Origin of the sequence: Paenibacillus thalictri, from assembly GCF_004307995.1 — a bacterium.
In the GTDB taxonomy this organism is placed as follows: Bacteria; Bacillota; Bacilli; order Paenibacillales; family NBRC-103111; genus Paenibacillus_AF; species Paenibacillus_AF thalictri.
In genome coordinates, this window is sequence record NZ_SIRE01000008.1 from 97,474 (window position 1) to 116,157 (window position 18,684).

Here is an 18,684-nt window from a genome sequence, read left to right on the forward strand (position 1 = left end):
TGGGGGAAATGTATGAGAAAAACGTACGGCATGTTAACCGCTTTTTTCCGCAACATGAACATGAAAAACAAGCTGTTGATCGTCTTTTTCCTGATCGGGCTTTTGCCGGTGCTGTTTTTTGCGCTTATTTTTTACCGTCAGTCGACGATGGCGTTTGAAGAAGAGCTGAGCAAATACACCGTGGAAATTGCCAAGCAGGTGGGAGGACGGCTTGATTCGTTTGTGCAGGAAATGGAAAGAGTGGGCAACATCGTACGTTTTGATCCGGATGTGCAAACGATTTTGCACAACGCCGCTGACCCTTCAGACCCGGAAACGGTATATTCAATCCGCTCCGCGCGCAATTTATTTGATAACATCGGGAATTTTCGCAGTTATTTAAAAGGAATTTATCTTGTCGCCGATTCCGGGCTGCTCGTGTACAACAGCCCCGGCGATGTGGCCAAGCTGAACTTCCCGTTTGCACAAGACGAATGGTTCAAGCGAATCAAAGAGCAGCAGCAGTTTCGTCTGAATCCTGTCCATCCGCAAAATTACGTCAAAGGGGAGCCGGTTGTGACGTTCTCGTCGCGCCTGCTTGATAACCGCGAGTTTCGCTCCAAAGGCACGCTGCTGTTCGATTTCTCGCCGACGATCATTCGCGAGATGAGTGATACGATTCAGCTGGGAGATACGGGTTATGTATTTATGATGACCGAAGACGGACAACCTGTCATCCCGATGGAAAACACGCTGTCTTGGCTGAAAGAAAACAACCGTCTGCAGCTGTTCAAAAACCGCACGTCGGGTCACTTCCAGATGGATATTGACGGCAGGAAGATGCTGGTCGGCTTTTATACCTCATCTCAAACAGGGTGGAAAATCGTTGGTGTCGTGCCGTTCAACGAGCTGGCAACGGAAATGCAGCGCATCCGTCTGGGCATCGTATTTCTCGGCTTGGCGGCGCTAATTGTCATTTTTATTTTGTCGACGGCGCTCAGCCGGATGATTACCAGACCACTGAAGGTGCTGGAGCAAAACATGAAAGTTGTGGAACGGGGCAACTTTGACGTGGCACTTGCCTTGAACAGCCGCGACGAGATCGGCCGGCTCAGCAATTCGTTTAACCGCATGGTCGCAGAGCTCGACCGGATGAAAAATGAAGTGTACATGTCGGAGGTGCGCGAATACCGCCATCAGCTGCTGCGCAAAGATTCGGAAATGAAAGCGCTGCAGGCGCAAATCAATCCGCATTTTTTGTACAACACGTTAAATGTGATCGTTTGTATTGCCGAGGTTTACGATGTGGACGATATCGTGTCGGTCAGCCAAGCGTTATCGCATATGTTCAAATACAGCATCAGCGGTTCGTCCGTCACCACGCTGGAAGAAGAAATCGAACATCTGAACGCTTATTTGAGCATCGTGCAGATCCGTTTTCCCGATAAGTTCGAAGTGCGGGTCCAGGTTGATCCCGAGCTGCTGCAAGTTCAAGTATTAAAGCTGATCTGCCAGCCGATTGTGGAAAATAGCGTGACACACGCTTTTTATGGCAAAGAGGGCATCGGGCGTATCGACGTTACAGTGAGACGGGAGAAGGGCAATATCGTCTTTCGGTTTGAAGATAATGGAGTGGGCATGGACGAGCATCGGCTGCGCAACATTCAAGAACAGCTTCAGCGGAAAGAACTTAACTTTCACGAGCAAAACGATCATATCGGCTTAGTTAATGTACGGTCGAGATTACAGATGATATACGGGGACGGCTTCAGCATGAATGTACGGAGCGCAATAAACGAAGGCACATGCGTGGAAATTACGATAGCGGGAGGGGTCGGGATTGTATAACACGCTCATCGTGGACGACGAGTTTTGGATGCTGGAAGGGTTAAAAAAGGTGATCAGGCGGGATTGTCCGGATTACACGGTGACTGCCGTAGCCAAAGACGGCAAACAAGCGATCGCTTGTTTGGAGAAGGAAAAAATCGACATCGTCATCACGGACATTTTAATGCCGGGTATGGACGGCTTGCAGCTGCTGCAGGAAATCCGGCGGCGGGGCTGGAAGCTGCCCGTGCTGATCGTATCCGCGCACAGCGAATTCGATTACGCCAAACAGGCTATTCATTACGGAGCTTTTGATTACTTATTAAAACCGCTGAACCGGACGCAAATTGTATCCACGCTGGAACGGGCGAAGACGGTGATGGCGCCTTCCGCCAAAGGGCGCGAGGACGTGCTGAATACGGTGCCGGTCGCGCAGGCGCCGGGCAAAGAGCTGGTCGAAAGGATCCGGCAGTCGGTGCAGGAATCGTTTATGGAAAATTTGTCGATCGCCGATTATTCCGAGCGGATGGGGTTTAACGCTTCGTATTTAAGCCGGTTGTTCAAGCAGGAGACGGGGAAAGGGTTCGTTCAGTATGTGACCGAACAGCGGATGGAAGCGGCGATCTCGATGATTAAGGACGGCAAGCTCAGCATGACCGATATCGCTAAACAGATCGGGTATGCAGATTATAAGCATTTCCGTAAAGTGTTCAAACAATACACCGGAACATCCCCTAAGTTTTACCAAAATGGCGAGGGAGAAGCGGACGATGAGGAGGAAAGAGGAGAATGAGCTTATGGGCCAAACCTGCCGTTACACCGCCGGCGGAAAGACCGCGGCTGCTGATGCGAGCCGGCGATAAGCCGATGCTCAAGATGAGAATAGAGCACCCGGATATGCGGAAATTAGCGGGTCGCCTGCATTATTTTGCGAGCTTCCCGCTCGATAAGCTCCAGGCGTGGGATGCACCTGACGCCGCTTTTGTACTTGAAGCAAACGCCTTGTTGTATGCGCTTAACGATGACGAGGAGGCGGGACGCAAAGCCAAAGCTTTGGCCATGACCGCAGTGACCCGCAAATTCAACAGCAATTATCAAGATATTTCCCGTGAGATCGGCAGGCTGATGCTGGCGGGTGCCGTTGTATACGATTGGTGTTACGAACTGTTCGACGAGCAGGAACGAAGCCATATGATTGCTCACTTCAAAAGATTGGCCGGACTGCTTGAATGCGGTTATCCGCCGGATCATGAAGGCGCTTTTGTCGGGCATACAAGCGAATGGATGCTGATGCGCGATCTGATCGGAACCGGCATCGCCATATATGAAGAAGACCCGGAGATGTACGATTTGGCCGCAGGCCGTTTTTTTGCCGAGTTTGTGCCGGCACGCAACTTTTTTTATCCGTCCGGCTGGCATCATCAGGGGGACAATTACGGCAGCTTCCGTTACCAATGCGAGTTATTTGCGACCTTGCTGTTTGCCAAAATGGGGCATGATGGCGTGTTTGACCCGTCTCAGGAAAAAGTTGGCTACCAATGGCTGTATTCGCGGCGCCCCGACGGCAAGCTGCTGCGGGACGGGGATACGGATAACCCGCTGTATGAGGAAAACCGTTATATCAAGCTGTTTCCACTGGTGTACCTGATGGCCGGAAATTATTACAATAACGGATATTTTCTGGATCAGCAGCTGAGAGAACACCCGGATATGCCGGACTTTTATGTGTTTCACGCTTTCCTGTTTCACGATCCCGCGCTGCAGCGCAAACCGCTGCGCGAGCTTCCGCTGACCCGTTATTTTGCCGAGCCTGCCGGGATTATGGTAGCACGCACGGGCTGGGACGAGGGCATCGACAAACAATCGTCCACGGTTGTGGCGGAAATGAAAATTGGCATGTACCAATACAATAACCACCAGCATCTGGATGCCGGTTCGTTCCAAATTTACTACAAAGGATATTTGGCGATCGACTCCGGCATTTATAAAGGTTCGTCGGGCAAATACCATTCGCCGCACAACAAATATTATTTCAAACGCACAATTGCCCACAACGCCATGCTGGTACATGACCCTGACGAGCTGAAGCGCCATCCGTTTATCACCGATGGCGGCTTGATGTGGCCCAATGTCAACGACGGCGGGCAGCGCTGGCCGAACAACGGCAGGCCGGCCAAACATTTGGAGCAGCTGCTCGGCGGCGAATTTCAGCGGGGAAAAGTGCTGGCGCACGCTTACGGGCCGGACGAGGCGGCTCCCGCTTTCTCCTATCTGAAAGGAGATATTACGGCCGCTTATTCGCAGAAAGTGAGCAAACATACCCGTTCTTTTGTCTTTTTAAACTTGCAAAAGCAAGGAGTTCCGGCAGTGCTTATCGTTTACGACGATATCGTATCCGTCCAACCCGAGTTTGTCAAAACGTGGCTGCTGCACAGCATCGAAGAACCCGCCGTTGCGGGGAGGAGAACGGTCATCGCGCGGACGGAAGACGGTTACGGCGGCGAGCTTGCCGTCGATACGCTGCTGCCGGAGCAAGCGGTGATCGGCAAGGTCGGCGGACCGGGCCAGGAATTTGCCGTGGGCGGCACCAATTACGCCAACGATGCGGCGGGCTTTGTGGAGCAAGGATCATGGCGCATTGAAGTTCGGCCCGAGCAGGCGAGCCGGGAAGACCGTTTTTTGCACGCGATCCAAATCAAGGACCATGACGGGAGCGAAGCGCCGGCTGCGGTGAGGGTCGACTGCGGGAATATGACCGGCGTTTATGTCCAGGATTGGGTGGTTATGTTCAGCTGCAGCGGCGGCTTGATCGGCGGCACTGTACATATGGAGGTGCCGGATTCCGCAGGGCCGCTGAATATGCTCGTTACCGACCTGCAGGACGGTGTGTGGCAGGTGAATCAGGAACAGGAACTGCCGAGTTCGGATACGGAGCAGCTAAACGGGACGTTGATACAAACAAACAACGGCACTTTGCATCTGCAAGGAGTGAACGGCGGTATCCGATTGACGAGAATGGGAGAAAACCAAGGAGCGTGAGGTTTATGACGGACAAGGGCAATCAGCGCAAACCCAATGTAGTAATTATTATGGCGGATCAGCTGCGCTTTGATGTCGTGGGTGAAACCTACACCCCGAATATACACCGGCTGCAACAGGAAAGTGTTGTGTTTGACCGCGCGTATTGCGCTTCGCCGCTTTGTGTGCCGGCGAGAGGCAGCTTTTTTAGCGGAACGTACCCGAATGTAAACGGCTCGTTGATTAATCCGTGGGAACCGCTGGACGCCGAGTTCGGCAAAGTCCGTCCGGGTACAGCCAATCTGTACGAGCTGATGGAAAAGGAATGGGACAGCTGGCATACCGGCAAGCAGCATTTTCATATGGACGGTATTCGGGAGAACACCCCGCACACGCATTGGCACACGCTTGAAGGCAACTACGACGCATTTCTGAAGGAGCATGGCAAACGGCATCCCGGAGGGCCGGCGTTCAAAGGCGCAGTGCCGGAGATGGCATTTGGGCAAGTGACCCGCCGCAAGCGGTATTCCGTTCCGAAAACCGGCTGTTTTGAGGAAGGTTTCGACTATTTCTACGACGGATATATTACACGCACGACCATCGACGCGATCCGAGCGCGCGACCGCAGCAAACCGCTGCTTGTTAACGCGATGTTTGTCGCGCCGCATCCGCCGCTTGACATTCCCGAGCCGTGGTATTCGATGTACCGGGATGCCGAGCTTCCCGCCAATGTCGGCGTATGGGCCAAAAGCCAGTCGCCGCTGCAGATGTACAATTTGCCGGGAGTGATCGGCGGAAGATACAGTCGAGAAGATTGGCAGCGCATTTGGCCCGTCTATTTGGGGCTGGTCACCTTGCTGGATCACTGCGTCGGGCAAATTGTCGCCGAGCTGAAAAACGAAGGGCTTTACGACGACACACTGCTGCTGTTTACGAGCGATCACGGAGAGATGCTGGGCTCGCATTGTCTGTACCAAAAAATGTGCATGTACGAGGAATCGGTCAGAACACCGCTGATGTTCAAATTCCCGGCAAGCTCGGGCATCGTTCCGAAACGGATCGAGGAACCGGTTAGCGCTGTCGATGTGCTGCCGACATTATGCGATTATTTGGACGTAGCAACGGGAGACCATGCTTTTTCCGGCGTTTCTTTGATGAACGTGATGGAGCAGGAGGCATCCCCGCAGCGGCAGCGCGATTTGTTTATTCAATATGACGGCAACGGCGCACGCAGCAACTTCCAACGATGTATTGTGCGCGGAGAATACAAGCTGATTGCCGATCTGTTTAAAGACGAGTTGTTTCTGGAGTTGTACGATGTCGTCGGCGATCCGCAGGAGCAGATCAACCTGGCGTTTGACGAAGCACAGCGCGAACGGGTGGAAGCGATGTTGTCCGCACTTCGCCGCCATATGGCCGGCACCCATGACATGCTGAGTTTGCCGCCGGATGCGTACGAACAATTTAAACGGATGTACGAGGTTTTTCATCAGTAGTTTCGGCGTGTTTCGGAATGCGGCAAATCCGTAATTTCATAGGGAGGGACATGGCGTTGGATAATAAGCTGTTTTCGCTTGTGCAGCATTTCTGCGATACGCTGATTGCTCATCAGGAGCTGGCGGAGCCATCGTGGCGCGGGGGCATCCGCTGTCCGGAATGCCGGACGATTCACGGACGGTGTGGTGACGCGATTTTTCCTTTGTATTACATGTACACGATGACCGGAAAGTCCAAATATGCGACCTCTGCCCGGCTGCTCGCCGATTACATGCGCGTCCTGCAGCAGCCTGACGGCTCCTGGCTTAACGAATCCGCCGGCGAATGGAAAGGAACGACGGTATTCCAACTGCTGTCGTTATGCCACGCCTACGACCTTTTGCTGAAAAAAGGCGAACAGCAGGAAGCGGAGACGCTGCTGGATATGATCGAACCTGCGGCGCGCTGGGTATCGCGTGTATTCGGAAACGGCGGCAAAACAAACGTCAACTATTACATCACTTCGGCGCTCGTACTGCTGTGGGCCAGCCGGATTGTCGATGACTCACATTATGCGGCGCAGGCCGGGGAGCTGATCAAGCGGTACGGGCTTGGCCAATTGACGGCCGACGGTTTCCTGCTGGGTGAAAAGACGGCCCAGCGTCCGTTCAGCCGTATCACCGGCACGGTGGACATCGGTTACAACCTCGATATGAGCCTTGGCGCGATGGCGGAATATGCACTGATGACCGGGGATGCCGAGCTGAAACAGCGGACCGTGCATGCGCTGCGCAAACATCTGGAGATGATGTATCCGGACGGCTCGATCGACAATTCGTTTGGCAGCCGCAATTACAAATGGACGTTATTCGGCAGCAAGACGGCACACGGATGCCAGATGGCGTTTCTGATGTTATGCGGCGAAGATCCGGCTTTTTACAAAGCCGCCGAATTAAACGCGGACTATTTGCAAAAAAGCATGAAAGCAGGCCGGGGCATGCCGGGTTACGGCCCTCATTATAAGGAGCTGTTTGCCCAAGGGTGCATCCACTCCGTGTTCAACCGGGCCGACGCGTTGGCCGCAGCGCTGGTCTACGGGCAAACTCCGGCGCAGCAGGATGCAGTTATTCCGTCACAGCGCGTTTTTGGCGTAAAGGAGCATGCAACAATCGGCGTTTATCACATGAGGTCGCACGATTGGATGGGCACCGTCTCTTGTTATCACGTATACCACGCTCCGGCCGGGGGCACGATCAGCTACTTATGGCACGCCAAAGCCGGTCCGGTGCAGCTCGGCAGCGCAACGAAATACGAGAGATATGAGCCGTACAACATGCCGGCTTATCCCGCCGCCAGCGAACAGCTGATTACACCAAGAATCGAAGCTGTGAGGCAAGGGATGACCTGCAGCAATTTGTACGAATACGACGCTGCCGCCTCCATCTGTGCGAATACCGCTCAACCAGAACTTGAAGCCAGCGGCAGGCTGAAATATGAAGCGGACGGAGCCCGCTACGATTGCGGCATATCGTACCGCATTCGTTACCTGTTCCACGAGTCGTTTGTTGAAAAAAGGTACGACGTGAACGTACTTATGTCTTGCGAACAGCTCGCGATTACGGAGCCGATTGTGTCGGGAGCAAATCCGGTTGTATCGGTCGAAGGCGAAACCATCGGCATTCCTGCCGGGGAAGCCGGCGTCATCAGCGTATCCGGCAGCGGAGCCGGGTTTGAATTGGACGGGGAATCGCTGACGAAAACGGCGGTTTCCGTGTTTCCGTCGGTGATCGCCGTTCCGCTTCGGTGGCGTACAGGCCCGCTGCCGCCGGGTGCCTATTCGTTTCGGGTGACGATTCGCTTGGAAAGCTAATAACGTATATCGCAAAAAGGGAGCATAACAAACCATGAATACGACAGAACCATGGATTGAAGAAGCGTGGAGCCGTGTCATCGGCAAAATCGGACTGACCGGTCCGCGGATCGGTTCCGGTTTTCCGCATGCGTCTATAAACGGCCGTTACGACAGCACGGATCCGGGTAAATGGACGTGCGGTTTTTGGCCGGGACTGCTTTGGCTGCTGTACCGGGACAACGGCGATGCAAACTTAAGGCAGTGGGCGGAAGAATGCGAAACAAAACTGGATGCGGCGATCGAAGATTTTGAAATGCTGCACCATGACGTAGGGTTTATTTGGTGTCTGAGCGCGGTCGCCAATTACAAGCTGACCGGCAGCGAGCCGTCGAGAAAACGCGCTTTAAAGGTTGCCAATTGGCTGGCCGGCCGTTTTAATATCCAAGGCCGGTTTATCCGCGCCTGGAACAGCAAAGATTGGCGGGATATCGAAGACAACTCGGGATGGGTGATTATCGACTGTATCATGAACCTTAGCCTTCTGTTTTGGGCCTCCGAAACGACGGGCGATCCGAGATTCCGGCACATTGCCGAAGCTCACGCCGATACGGTGCTGCGCGAATTTATGAGACCGGACGGGTCGGTGCATCATATCGTCGTTTTTGATTCCGAGACCGGCGAACGCTTGCATGCGCTCGGCGGGCAAGGGTATAGCCCGGACTCCGCTTGGGCCCGCGGCCTCGCTTGGGCGATCTACGGCCTGGCGATTTGTTACGCCTACACGAAAAAAGAAAAATATGTGCACGGCAGCCAACGGGCGGCTCATTTCTTCCTGGCCCATCTGCCCGAGGACCTGGTGCCGCCATGGGACTTCCGGGTTCCTGCGGCGGCGGATACGCCCCGCGATTCGTCCGCTGCCGCCGCAGCGGCCAGCGGCCTGCTGCTGCTGAGTGAGCTGCTTCCCGGCACGCAAGGGGACACGTACCGCATATCCGCTAAACGCATGTTGCGTTCGATGACCGATGCGTATACGGTGTGGGACTTGCGGGATGAAGCGATCGTCAAACATGCGACGGGCTCTTTTCCTACAGGAAAAAACATCGATGTGCCGCTGATTTACGGCGACTATTTTTACGTCGAGGCGCTTGCCAAGCTCCGCGGGCACACGGCGATGTTTTGGTAACGGATGTAAGCGACTATAGCTCTCATTGGTAAGTTCTTCAAGGGTTGGACATAGAGGCATTTTCCTGGCAAAGGAGAATGCCTTTTTGAATCGACAGGATTTCCCGTCTTTTTGTCGAAAGTAGTGTATGAAATCCTCGAAAATGGCGGTGAACGACGCATGAAGCTACTTGCATCCATGCATCCGGGCAAAAAACGTTCTGTGCGGTTTTATAAATACTTTTTATCGTATGTCATCTTGCCGATGACCATGTTATCTATTGTCGGCACCGTCGTTTACAGCAATTTCATCTCTACTTTGCAGCACGAAGTGGAAGCTTCGACGGTGAGCAGCCTGTCGCAAATTCGCGATATTACCGATACGCGTATAAATGAGATGGAGAAAATATCGGTGCAAATCGCAGCCAATCCCGACCTCACCCGCTTTAAAGTGTCCGAAGACGGCTATTCGTCGTATAAAGCGATTGGCGAGCTCGGCAAATACCGTTCGAGCAACTCGCTAATATACGATATGGCGCTGGTTTATCCATCGCAGGATATCACCCGTTTGTACGCGGCGAGCGGCGTGTTTGACTATGACTCATTTTTCGAAAGTGTGTATCAATACGAGACGTGGAGCCAGGCGCAATTTTTCGAGATGCTGAATACGCTTACGATGCCGATGATGAGGCCCGCGGAGACGGTTACGATCAACGGCCTTGCCTCCAAAAAACTCGTCACTTATATATGTCCGCTGCCGATGAATCAGGGCAAGCCGTATGGGGCTGTGCTGTTTTTGATTGAAGAATCCAATATGAGGGCGTATATGGACAGCGTTGTGGGCAAACATGCCGGTTATGTGTATATATTGGACAAAAATAATAAGCCGCTTGTGTCCGCAGGATTCGGAGCGGGAGACCAGGTCTCGGCTGAAGGGTTGTTTTCCGTGATCGGAGCCGAACCGCTGCCGGAGCAAATTAACCAGTTGAAGAGCCGTTACGGCAATTATTCCGTGATCAAGCTTTTTTCCGAATACAATATGTGGCAATACGTCGCAGTTATCCCTACGGAAAAGCTGCTGGGTAAAGTGCTGGCAAGCCGCAGCGTGTTTAACTACACCGTGCTGCTGCTGGTTGTGGTTGGTGTGGCCGTTTCGTTTGTGCTGGCCAACAGCAGCTACCGCTCCTTGCGCAATATCGTACAAAGAATCATTGACCGGAAAGCGGTGCGGGAAACGGCGGACAATATGGATGAAATAGCTTATTTGTCCCATGCGTTTGACAAGGTGATCGCGGAAAAAGAAGGATTGATGCATCAGCTCGGGAGCAAAAGCGAATTGATGAAGGAGCGCCTGCTGATCTCGCTGCTGAAAGGCAAGCAGGATGTTCATCGCCATATGCCGGATATGCTGAGCCTCTCAGGGCTTGTTTTCGAGCGCTCGTCATTTGCCGTGCTGCTGTTCTGGATTGACGACTTCCAGCGTTTTTGCGCGGAGAACAGCGCGTCCATGCAAAACTTGTTTAAGTTCAGCATTATCAATATCGCCGAAGAATTGTCCGGAGAAGTGGGCAGCGGTTACGGCGTCGACCTGATCGACGAACGCGGCGTCGCTTTAGTGCTGAACTTTAACGCGGATAGCCGCAACCGTGCGATGATTACGGAGCTGGCGGATAAGATCAAACAATTTTACAAGATGAACTACAAATTTTCGCTAACGGTCGGTATCGGCCAGATTGTAGACAACTTGGCTTCGCTGGGCCTGTCTTATGAGCAAGCCAATAAAGCGACCGTCTATAGATTTATTCTCGGCGGCGACCATATTATCTTTTATGAAGATATAACCGCAGAGCGGCGTTATAACGATTATTACCCGTTCGAGCTTGAAGATACGCTGATGAAGTCGCTGAGGCAAGGCAAAGCGGAGGAAGCTCAAGAGGCCGTTTCCCGCATTTTTGCGACGATTTCCGATCGTTCCTTATCGCCCGAATCCGCCAAATACGTCTGCTCCGGCATCATTCACAAAATGATCGGCACGATGGATGAACTGAATTACAAATTAAGCGATTATTTGCGCGGGCATCTGGAAACGGTGCTTGGCCAAGATTTTGAAACGCTGGCGATGGCCGAGGCGGTGCTTGGCGAGACTAGCAGGCAAATATGCGAATACGTTGCCGAACATAAGGAAAGCAAAAATTTCGCCTTAAGCGATAAAATTATCGCTTATATCAAAGAGCGTTATTTCGATAATGGGTTGTCGCAGGAATCGATCGCCGGCGAGTTCGGCTTGTCGCCGTCTTATGTTTCCCGTTATGTGAAGGATCAAACCGGGGAAACGCTGAAGCAGCACATCGACACGCTGCGGATGGACGAAGCGAAGCGGCTGCTCGCCCATAGCGAGCTGACGGTACGGCAAATTGTCGAACAGGTTGGTTACGTGGACGAAACGAATTTTATCCGCAAGTTTAAAAAACAAGAGGGGATCACCCCCATCCAATACCGCAAAACATTCCATGCATAGCTGTCTCAAGGCCGAAAATCCCGCCATTTTCGGCCTTTTGTAATAAAATGCAGATGTTCCGTACGGATTGCAGATGGACGAATTGCCGCCCGCCGGGCTATAGTCAGAGGCACCGGGGCACTGAAGCCGCAGCGCGCGGCCGGCGCTTCCATCATTCAATCCAGAGATCGCATGAAAGGGGGGACATTGATGACGAAACCTGCATGGCTCAAAGTGCTTCATCGCAACTGGGATTTATATGTGCTGATTTTGCCGGTCGTGCTGTATTTCATCGTGTTTCATTACATTCCGATGTACGGCGTGCAAATCGCGTTTAAAGATTTTATCGCGACCAAAGGCATTTCCGGCAGCCCATGGGTCGGTTTTAAGCACTTCACACGTTTTTTCGATTCTTATTACGCCTGGAGGTTAATCCGCAATACGCTGGGTCTCAGCTTGTACCAGCTGGCCGTGACGTTTCCGGTGCCGATTATATTGGCGCTGCTGATCAACGAAGTGAGGGGTACACGGTTTAAAAGAGTTTTGCAAACGGTTACTTATGCTCCGCATTTCTTGTCTACGGTTGTTCTTGTCGGGTTGATTCTGACCTTCTTGAACCCGAAAAACGGCATGATCAACCTCTTGATCGTCGCTTTCGGCGGAGAACCGGTTTATTTCATGACCGAGGAAGGCTGGTTTAAGTCGATTTATGTGCTTTCCGACGTATGGCAGAATACCGGTTGGGCATCGATTATTTATTTGGCCGCACTTGCAGGCATCGACCCGCAGCTCTATGAGGCGGCGGTGGTGGATGGAGCGGGCAGAATGAAGCGGATGCTGCATATTACGATTCCGTGTCTTGTACCTACGGCGACTATTTTGCTCATCTTGAATTTTGGTCATGTTATGAGCATCGGCTTTGAGAAGGTGTATCTGATGCAGAACAACTTGAATCTGGAAACCTCCGAAGTCATCTCCACTTACGTGTACAAAAACGGTCTGGTCGGGGCGCAATACAGCTTTACGGCCGCAATCGGCCTGTTTAACTCGGCGGTCAATTTTGCGATGCTGCTTGTCGTCAACAGCATTTCCAGACGGGTCAGTCAAACCAGCTTATGGTAAAAGGGGGGAAACCGCATGAATTTGGGCGCCAGGGAGAATTTTGGAGACCGCATGTTTAACGCTGTCAATCTGGTCGTCTTGTCGGCCATTCTGGTTGCTGTGCTGTATCCGCTGATTTATGTCATCAGTGCTTCCGTCAGCGATCCCATGCTGGTGCTGCAGGGGAAAGTATGGCTTTGGCCGAGAGACTTGACGTTTGAAGCGTACAAGCGGGTATTTCAAAATCCGGATATTCTGATCGGCTACCGGAACACGATTTTGTATACGGTGATCGGCACCTGCATCAATATCGCGATGACGATCGCCGGCGCTTATCCGCTTTCCCGCAAAGATTTTATCGGGCGCAACGTCCTGATGGCGCTGATTACGTTTACGATGTTTTTCAGCGGAGGCATTATTCCGACTTATTTGGTCGTCAAAAACCTCGGCCTCGTGAATACGTTCTGGGCGATGATTTTGCCGAATGCGTTGTCGGTGTTTAATTTAATCATTATGCGCACGTTTTTTCAAAATACGATTCCGGTCGAACTGCAGGAATCTGCCTTTATGGACGGAGCCTCGAATATCCGCATATTACGCAGCGTCGTGCTGCCGTTATCCATGCCGATCATTGCGGTGTTGATCTTGTATTATGCGGTAAGCCATTGGAACTCGTTTTTTAATGCGCTGATTTATTTGTCGGGCCGGCAGATGTATCCGCTGCAGTTATTCCTGCGGGAGCTGCTCATTCAAAATCAGATGGAGCAGATGTTGTCCGGGGATTCCGAATCGATGATCCAGCAAATGATGATCGCCGAAGGTTTGAAATATGCGATCATTGTCGTGTCGAGTTTGCCGGTGCTGATCATGTATCCTTTCTTGCAAAAATATTTCGAGAAAGGCATGATGATCGGAGCGATTAAAGGGTAACATTGTAATTTCCATCGTAATTTCAGTATTTTCAAATAAAGCTTGGGAGGTTTGAATGATGAAAAGTAAAAAATGGGTAGCGATGGTATCGGCCGCCGCCTTATCGGCGGGAGCTTTGGCAGGGTGTTCGTCTGGGGAGCCGGCAAAGCAAGGCGCCGACAATACGCCGGCAGGGGCTGCGGCGCCGCAGCCGCCGATCAATATGACCGGATTTCCGATCGCCAAAGAGCCGATCACGATCAAGATGATGGGGGCTAAAGGTCCGCTGCACGGCGAATGGAAGGACATGCTGGTGTTTAAGGAATACGAAAAGATGACCGGCATCAAGGTGGAGTTTGAAACGGTGCCGCAAAACGGGTTTGTGGAAAAAAGAAACGTCAAGATGGCGGGAGGCGATCTTCCCGATGCGTTCTATCGGGCGCAATTTACGCCGGCCGACGAAGTCAACTACGGTTCGCAGGGCATTCTGATTCCACTTAACGGGCTGATCGACAAATACGCGCCGAATTTGAAGGCGGTTATGGAGAAGTACCCGGAAGTTCGGCAGAGCATTACCGCGCCGGACGGCAATATTTACACATTACCGCAGCTCAATGACCAGTTGGCGCCACGTTTGTCGCGCAAAATTTTTATTAACAAGAAATGGCTCGACAAGCTGGGTTTACCGGTGCCGGCAACAACGGAAGAATATTACAACACCTTAAAAGCGTTTCGCGACAACGATATGACCGGAAGCGGCAAAAAAGATGCGCTGCCTTGGTCCGGGGACAAAACGTTTGATATTTTATCGAACATCAGAGGGTCATGGGGGCTTGGCACAACCGGGGCTACCGGCGATTCGTTTATCGATAAGGGACCGGACGGCAAGCTGCGCTTTTTTGCCATAGATCCTAAGTATAAGGAACTGCTGGAATATTTGAACAAGCTGTATAAGGAAGGTTTGATCGATAAGGACGTGTTTACCCAGGAGGTGCCGCAATTCAGCGCGAAATTGACACAGGGCATCACCGGTTCCTTCTCGGCCAGCAACGTCAACCAGGCAGGCGCCAAATATATGGACGATTATGTGCCGCTGCCGGCATTGAAAGGACCGTACGGCGACCAACTGTTCTCGACGGTTGTGCCGTTCACGCAGACGCAAGGGACATTTGCGATTACGAACAAAAACAAATATCCGGAAGCGACGATGCGTTGGGTCGATTACTTCTATGGGGATGAAGGCGTGAAGTTTCTGCGCATGGGCATGGAAGGCGTCACTTACGAGAAAACGCCGGACGGCAGCGATATTCAATACAAAGAGGAAATTCGCGCCAATCCGAAGCTTTCGCTGGACCAGGCGGCGGCGCAATTCTCACCGTGGCCGGGAGGCGGCATTCCGCAATTCGTGCAGATGAAATATGACAAGACCGGCAATACGCTGCCTTCGTCGCTGGAATCGGCGAAAGTGCTTGGGCCGTATGTGCCGAAAGAAATTTGGCCGAAGTTCCTGTTTACGAAAGACGAGCAAGACCAGCTTAATTCGCTGAACAACGACATCAACACTTATGTTCAAGAGCAGCAAATCAAGTTTGTGACCGGCGCCGTGCCGTTCAGCAACTGGGATCAATATGTCGCTTCCATCAAGAAGATGGGTGTCGATAAAATGCTGACCATTTACGGGGCGGCATACGACCGGTACGTCAAAGCGAAAAAGTGAGGTGAAAGCGCATCATGACGAACAAATTAAAAATCGGCATTATCGGCTGCGGCGGAATTGCCATGAACAAACATTTGCCTACCTTATCCAAACATAACGCCGTTGAACTTGCCGCTTTCTGCGACGTGTTCACCGGCAATGCGCAAAGAGCGGCCGATCAGTACGGTGCGGACGGCAGCGCTGTCTATAGCGATTACCGCGAGCTGCTGGCCGATCCGGCGATCGATGTTGTGCATGTGTGCACGGCGAACGACACGCATGCCGAGGTATCCATCGCTGCGCTGCGCGCGGGCAAACATGTGATGTGCGAGAAGCCGATGGCAAAGACGGCTGCGGAGGCGGCGCTTATGCTGGAGGTTGCTGAACAAACCGGGAAAAAGCTGACGATCGGCTACAATAACCGGTTTCGCGCCGACAGCCAGCAGCTGTATAAAATTTGCCAAAACGGCAGCTTGGGAGACATTTATTTCGCCAAAGCCCATGCGGTCCGCCGCAGAGGCGTTCCCGCCCGCGGAGTGTTTCTGGATAAAGACAAGCAAGGCGGCGGGCCGTTGATCGATATCGGCACCCATGCGCTCGATTTGACCTTGTGGCTGATGAATAATTACAAGCCGCGTATGGTTGTCGGAACGGCGTACCATCTGCTATCGCAAATGGAGGAAACAGCCCAGAACGGGGGATGGGACCCGGGCAGCTTTACGGTGGAGGATTCCGCTTTCGCTATGATCGTTATGGAAAATGGCGCGACCGTCATCGTGGAATCGAGTTGGGCGTTAAATATTCGCCAGGAAGGCGCTGCCAAGGTGACGCTGTGCGGCAGCAAAGGCGGAGCCGATATGTGGGACGGCTTGTGGATCAACGGCGAAAGCGACGGCAGGCTGTTCGACCAGCAAATCCATCTGGATGGCGCCAATGTGCCTGCCAGCGCGGTCCGCGCCAAGGCGATCGAATTGGAGATGAAGCTGTGGATCGACAGCATTTTGCAGGATAAAGACCCGGCGGTTACGGCGCAGCAGGCGCTGGTCGTATCGCAAATTTTGGAGGCTATCTACGAGTCGGCAGAGACCGGCAAGGCCGTTTATTTTAACTGAAAGGGGAGGACAAGATGAAAGCCGCTTTAGTAGGCGGAGGCCATGCGGGCCTTCAATATGCGCAAAGCTTAAGCCGGCTGCGCCATGTCGAAGTGGCGGGAATATGCGGCATGACGGACGAAGGGGCGGTTCAGCGGGAAGGGGAACGCCCCTCCCCGCTGCTTCCGGCAATTCCGGCATTTTCGACGTATGAAGAAATGATGGAGTTCACCGACCCGGATCTTGTCTGTGTGTGCGTGCCGGCGGATCGGCAGCGGGACATCGTGCTGAAATCGATTGAACGGGGCAAACATGTGGTTTGCGAAGCACCGTTTGGCTTTGATGTGGCGCAGCTGAGGCAAGCGGTTCAAGCGGCTGAAGCCAAGGGTGTACATTTGTTCGCGGGTGTTGCGGAGCGGTTTGCGCCGCATATGCAGGACATCAAAAGCAAGTTGGACAAAGGTGCGATCGGCAGCGCGGGAGTTGTGCATATCCAACGCTCCGGTCCTTATCCGGTCGGCGCTCGGCAAGGGGGCGCCGGCTCGGCGGCGGACCGGCATGGCGTTCTCGGTCAATGGCTGATCGGGGATATGTTTTTGCTGCGTTGGATGCTGGGTGAGGTAAACACGGTGTTCGCGCTGAACACGCAAGCCCCTGGTGTGGATTATGCGCTTGTGACTTTGCGTTTTGCCAGCGGGGCTATCGCCAATTTGGCCGGTTATTGGGGAGACGAGGAGGGCAGCCGGTACCGGATCGAGCTGGCCGGCAACGGCGGCGTAGTGCGGTATGACAGCAAGAATACCGCGAGTTTTGAATTAAAACAACGCGGAGACGGAACGAGCACAAATCGTACGACTAGCGATAGCCCGTCGGTGCGCAGCCCGTATGACGGGCAGCTTGCCGACGTATTGCGCTGTATCGCAGCGGGAGCCGGCACCAAGCCACTAGTCGCTGCGGAGGATGTGGCGAAAGTGCTGGAGCTTGCCGAAGCGGCGTTTCAGTCCGCTGTCACCGGGGAGCCGGTGCAGCTGCAAGGAGGTGCGCAGCAATGAACAAGCTGAAGGTTGGGATGATCGGTTTTGCCCATACGCATGCGGAAGCGTTTCTGAAAGCGCTGGAGCGCAATACGCATGCGGAAATCGTCGGTATCTCCGACGAAAACCGCAGCTACACGGAGCCATTTGATCAAAAGTACGCTTATTATGCAGATTACAACGAATTGCTGGCTGCGGACATCGCAGCGGTATTCGTCTGCTCGGAAAATGTCCATCACGCCAAGCTGACCGTCGCTGCGGCCCAGGCAAAAAAACACGTGTTTTGCGAAAAACCGCTTGGCGCTTCCCGGGCGGATATGCAGGCGATGGTAGAGGCTTGCAAGGCAAACGGCGTGCAGTTGATGACGGCGTTTACGAACCGTTATTCGCAAGCGGTTGTGCGGGCAAAAGAAGCGATTGACAGCGGAGCCATCGGCAAGGTGCTTGCCGTCAAATGCACCAACAAAGGCGGATTGCCCCGCCGCAGCTGGTTTACGGAGCAAAGCTTGTCGGGTGGCGGAGCGATGCTTGATCATTCGGTTCATGTCATGGACATTTTGAATTGGATTTTGCGTTCGCATGTGGTACAGGTGTATGCGGAGTCGGGCACGTTGTTCCACGATATTCCGATTGACGATATGGGTATGATCCATTTCAAATATGCAAACGGCGTTGTTGGCGTGCTCGATACGAGCTGGTCGCGGGTGAAGGCGTTTCCGATGAAACGGGATTTGACGCTTGAATTTATCGGGACCGGCGGTTCGATTTCCGTCGACGTGCGCAATATGGTCAATGAAGTGTACAGCAATAACGCGAGCAGCGCGGCATGGAGCGATTGGAGCGAAAACTTGAGCGATTTGGCCGTCGCCGATTTTGTAAGCTGCTTGCTGGAAGACCGACCTGTGCCGATTACCGGTGAAGACGGGATGAATTCGGCGCTTGTTGCGCTTGCCGCCTACGAATCGTCCCGGTTGGGCCGGGCGGTCAAGCTGGCTGATGAGTAGGACGGCAACTTTTCGTATTCGCTGGCAATGTATTGTCAC

Annotated in this window: 13 protein-coding genes; all 13 read left to right on the forward strand. The window is 53.1% G+C overall.

The features are described from left to right. Positions 1 to 12 precede the first annotated feature (12 nt). The 13 genes from EYB31_RS12285 to EYB31_RS12345 all read left to right on the forward strand — a co-directional run bounded on the left by EYB31_RS12285 (position 13) and on the right by EYB31_RS12345 (position 18,645). The gene (locus EYB31_RS12285) at positions 13 to 1,827 is read left to right on the forward strand and encodes a cache domain-containing sensor histidine kinase (protein ID WP_131013630.1); all 1,815 of its coding nucleotides are present in this window, start codon (positions 13 to 15) and stop codon (positions 1,825 to 1,827) included. Continuing rightward, a complete protein-coding gene (locus EYB31_RS12290; protein ID WP_131013631.1) occupies positions 1,820 to 2,599 on the forward strand; it encodes a response regulator transcription factor in 780 nt (259 codons plus the stop codon). Before EYB31_RS12285 ends, EYB31_RS12290 begins: the two co-directional genes overlap by 8 nt. Then, a complete protein-coding gene (hepB, locus tag EYB31_RS12295) occupies positions 2,596 to 4,845 on the forward strand; it encodes a heparin/heparin-sulfate lyase HepB (RefSeq protein WP_131013632.1) in 2,250 nt (749 codons plus the stop codon). The genes EYB31_RS12290 and hepB overlap by 4 nt, the downstream gene beginning before the upstream one ends. A gap of 5 nt (positions 4,846 to 4,850) precedes the next feature. After that, positions 4,851 to 6,320 (forward strand): sulfatase family protein, encoded by a 1,470-nt coding sequence (locus EYB31_RS12300; protein WP_131013633.1) that lies wholly within the window; start codon positions 4,851 to 4,853, stop codon positions 6,318 to 6,320. A gap of 50 nt (positions 6,321 to 6,370) precedes the next feature. After that, positions 6,371 to 8,170, forward strand: a complete 1,800-nt coding sequence (locus EYB31_RS12305) for an ulvan lysase-like protein (RefSeq protein WP_165452372.1) — start codon at positions 6,371 to 6,373, stop codon at positions 8,168 to 8,170. Positions 8,171 to 8,204: 34 nt separating this feature from the next. Further along, on the forward strand, positions 8,205 to 9,335 hold the full coding sequence (locus EYB31_RS12310; protein ID WP_131013635.1) for a glycoside hydrolase family 88 protein: 1,131 nt from the start codon (positions 8,205 to 8,207) through the stop codon (positions 9,333 to 9,335). 159 nt (positions 9,336 to 9,494) lie between these two features. Then, positions 9,495 to 11,831 (forward strand): helix-turn-helix domain-containing protein, encoded by a 2,337-nt coding sequence (locus EYB31_RS12315; RefSeq protein ID WP_131013636.1) that lies wholly within the window; start codon positions 9,495 to 9,497, stop codon positions 11,829 to 11,831. 189 nt (positions 11,832 to 12,020) lie between these two features. Further along, positions 12,021 to 12,932 (forward strand): ABC transporter permease, encoded by a 912-nt coding sequence (locus EYB31_RS12320; RefSeq protein WP_240762365.1) that lies wholly within the window; start codon positions 12,021 to 12,023, stop codon positions 12,930 to 12,932. A gap of 15 nt (positions 12,933 to 12,947) precedes the next feature. Then, positions 12,948 to 13,841: a carbohydrate ABC transporter permease gene (locus tag EYB31_RS12325; RefSeq protein ID WP_131013638.1), complete on the forward strand. Its 894-nt coding sequence runs from the start codon at positions 12,948 to 12,950 to the stop codon at positions 13,839 to 13,841. A gap of 55 nt (positions 13,842 to 13,896) precedes the next feature. Beyond that, on the forward strand, positions 13,897 to 15,537 hold the full coding sequence (locus EYB31_RS12330; protein WP_131013639.1) for an extracellular solute-binding protein: 1,641 nt from the start codon (positions 13,897 to 13,899) through the stop codon (positions 15,535 to 15,537). Between the two features lie 14 nt (positions 15,538 to 15,551). After that, positions 15,552 to 16,628 (forward strand): Gfo/Idh/MocA family protein, encoded by a 1,077-nt coding sequence (locus EYB31_RS12335; RefSeq protein ID WP_131013640.1) that lies wholly within the window; start codon positions 15,552 to 15,554, stop codon positions 16,626 to 16,628. A 14-nt stretch (positions 16,629 to 16,642) separates the two neighbouring features. Further along, positions 16,643 to 17,659: a Gfo/Idh/MocA family protein gene (locus EYB31_RS12340; protein WP_131013641.1), complete on the forward strand. Its 1,017-nt coding sequence runs from the start codon at positions 16,643 to 16,645 to the stop codon at positions 17,657 to 17,659. Further along, positions 17,656 to 18,645, forward strand: coding sequence for a Gfo/Idh/MocA family protein (locus EYB31_RS12345; RefSeq protein WP_131013642.1), 990 nt, complete (start codon positions 17,656 to 17,658; stop codon positions 18,643 to 18,645). The genes EYB31_RS12340 and EYB31_RS12345 overlap by 4 nt, the downstream gene beginning before the upstream one ends. Positions 18,646 to 18,684 lie beyond the last annotated feature (39 nt).

What these genes read in the sequence shown, in the direction of transcription:
- EYB31_RS12285 (WP_131013630.1), top strand. Translation starts at nt 13, where the DNA reads ATGAGAAAAACGTACGGCATGTTAACCGCTTTTTTCCGCAACATGAAC.
- hepB (WP_131013632.1), top strand. Translation starts at nt 2,596, where the DNA reads ATGAGCTTATGGGCCAAACCTGCCGTTACACCGCCGGCGGAAAGACCG.
- EYB31_RS12300 (WP_131013633.1), top strand. Translation starts at nt 4,851, where the DNA reads ATGACGGACAAGGGCAATCAGCGCAAACCCAATGTAGTAATTATTATG.
- EYB31_RS12305 (WP_165452372.1), top strand. Translation starts at nt 6,371, where the DNA reads ATGGCGTTGGATAATAAGCTGTTTTCGCTTGTGCAGCATTTCTGCGAT.
- EYB31_RS12310 (WP_131013635.1), top strand. Translation starts at nt 8,205, where the DNA reads ATGAATACGACAGAACCATGGATTGAAGAAGCGTGGAGCCGTGTCATC.
- EYB31_RS12315 (WP_131013636.1), top strand. Translation starts at nt 9,495, where the DNA reads ATGAAGCTACTTGCATCCATGCATCCGGGCAAAAAACGTTCTGTGCGG.
- EYB31_RS12320 (WP_240762365.1), top strand. Translation starts at nt 12,021, where the DNA reads ATGACGAAACCTGCATGGCTCAAAGTGCTTCATCGCAACTGGGATTTA.
- EYB31_RS12325 (WP_131013638.1), top strand. Translation starts at nt 12,948, where the DNA reads ATGAATTTGGGCGCCAGGGAGAATTTTGGAGACCGCATGTTTAACGCT.
- EYB31_RS12330 (WP_131013639.1), top strand. Translation starts at nt 13,897, where the DNA reads ATGATGAAAAGTAAAAAATGGGTAGCGATGGTATCGGCCGCCGCCTTA.
- EYB31_RS12335 (WP_131013640.1), top strand. Translation starts at nt 15,552, where the DNA reads ATGACGAACAAATTAAAAATCGGCATTATCGGCTGCGGCGGAATTGCC.
- EYB31_RS12340 (WP_131013641.1), top strand. Translation starts at nt 16,643, where the DNA reads ATGAAAGCCGCTTTAGTAGGCGGAGGCCATGCGGGCCTTCAATATGCG.
- EYB31_RS12345 (WP_131013642.1), top strand. Translation starts at nt 17,656, where the DNA reads ATGAACAAGCTGAAGGTTGGGATGATCGGTTTTGCCCATACGCATGCG.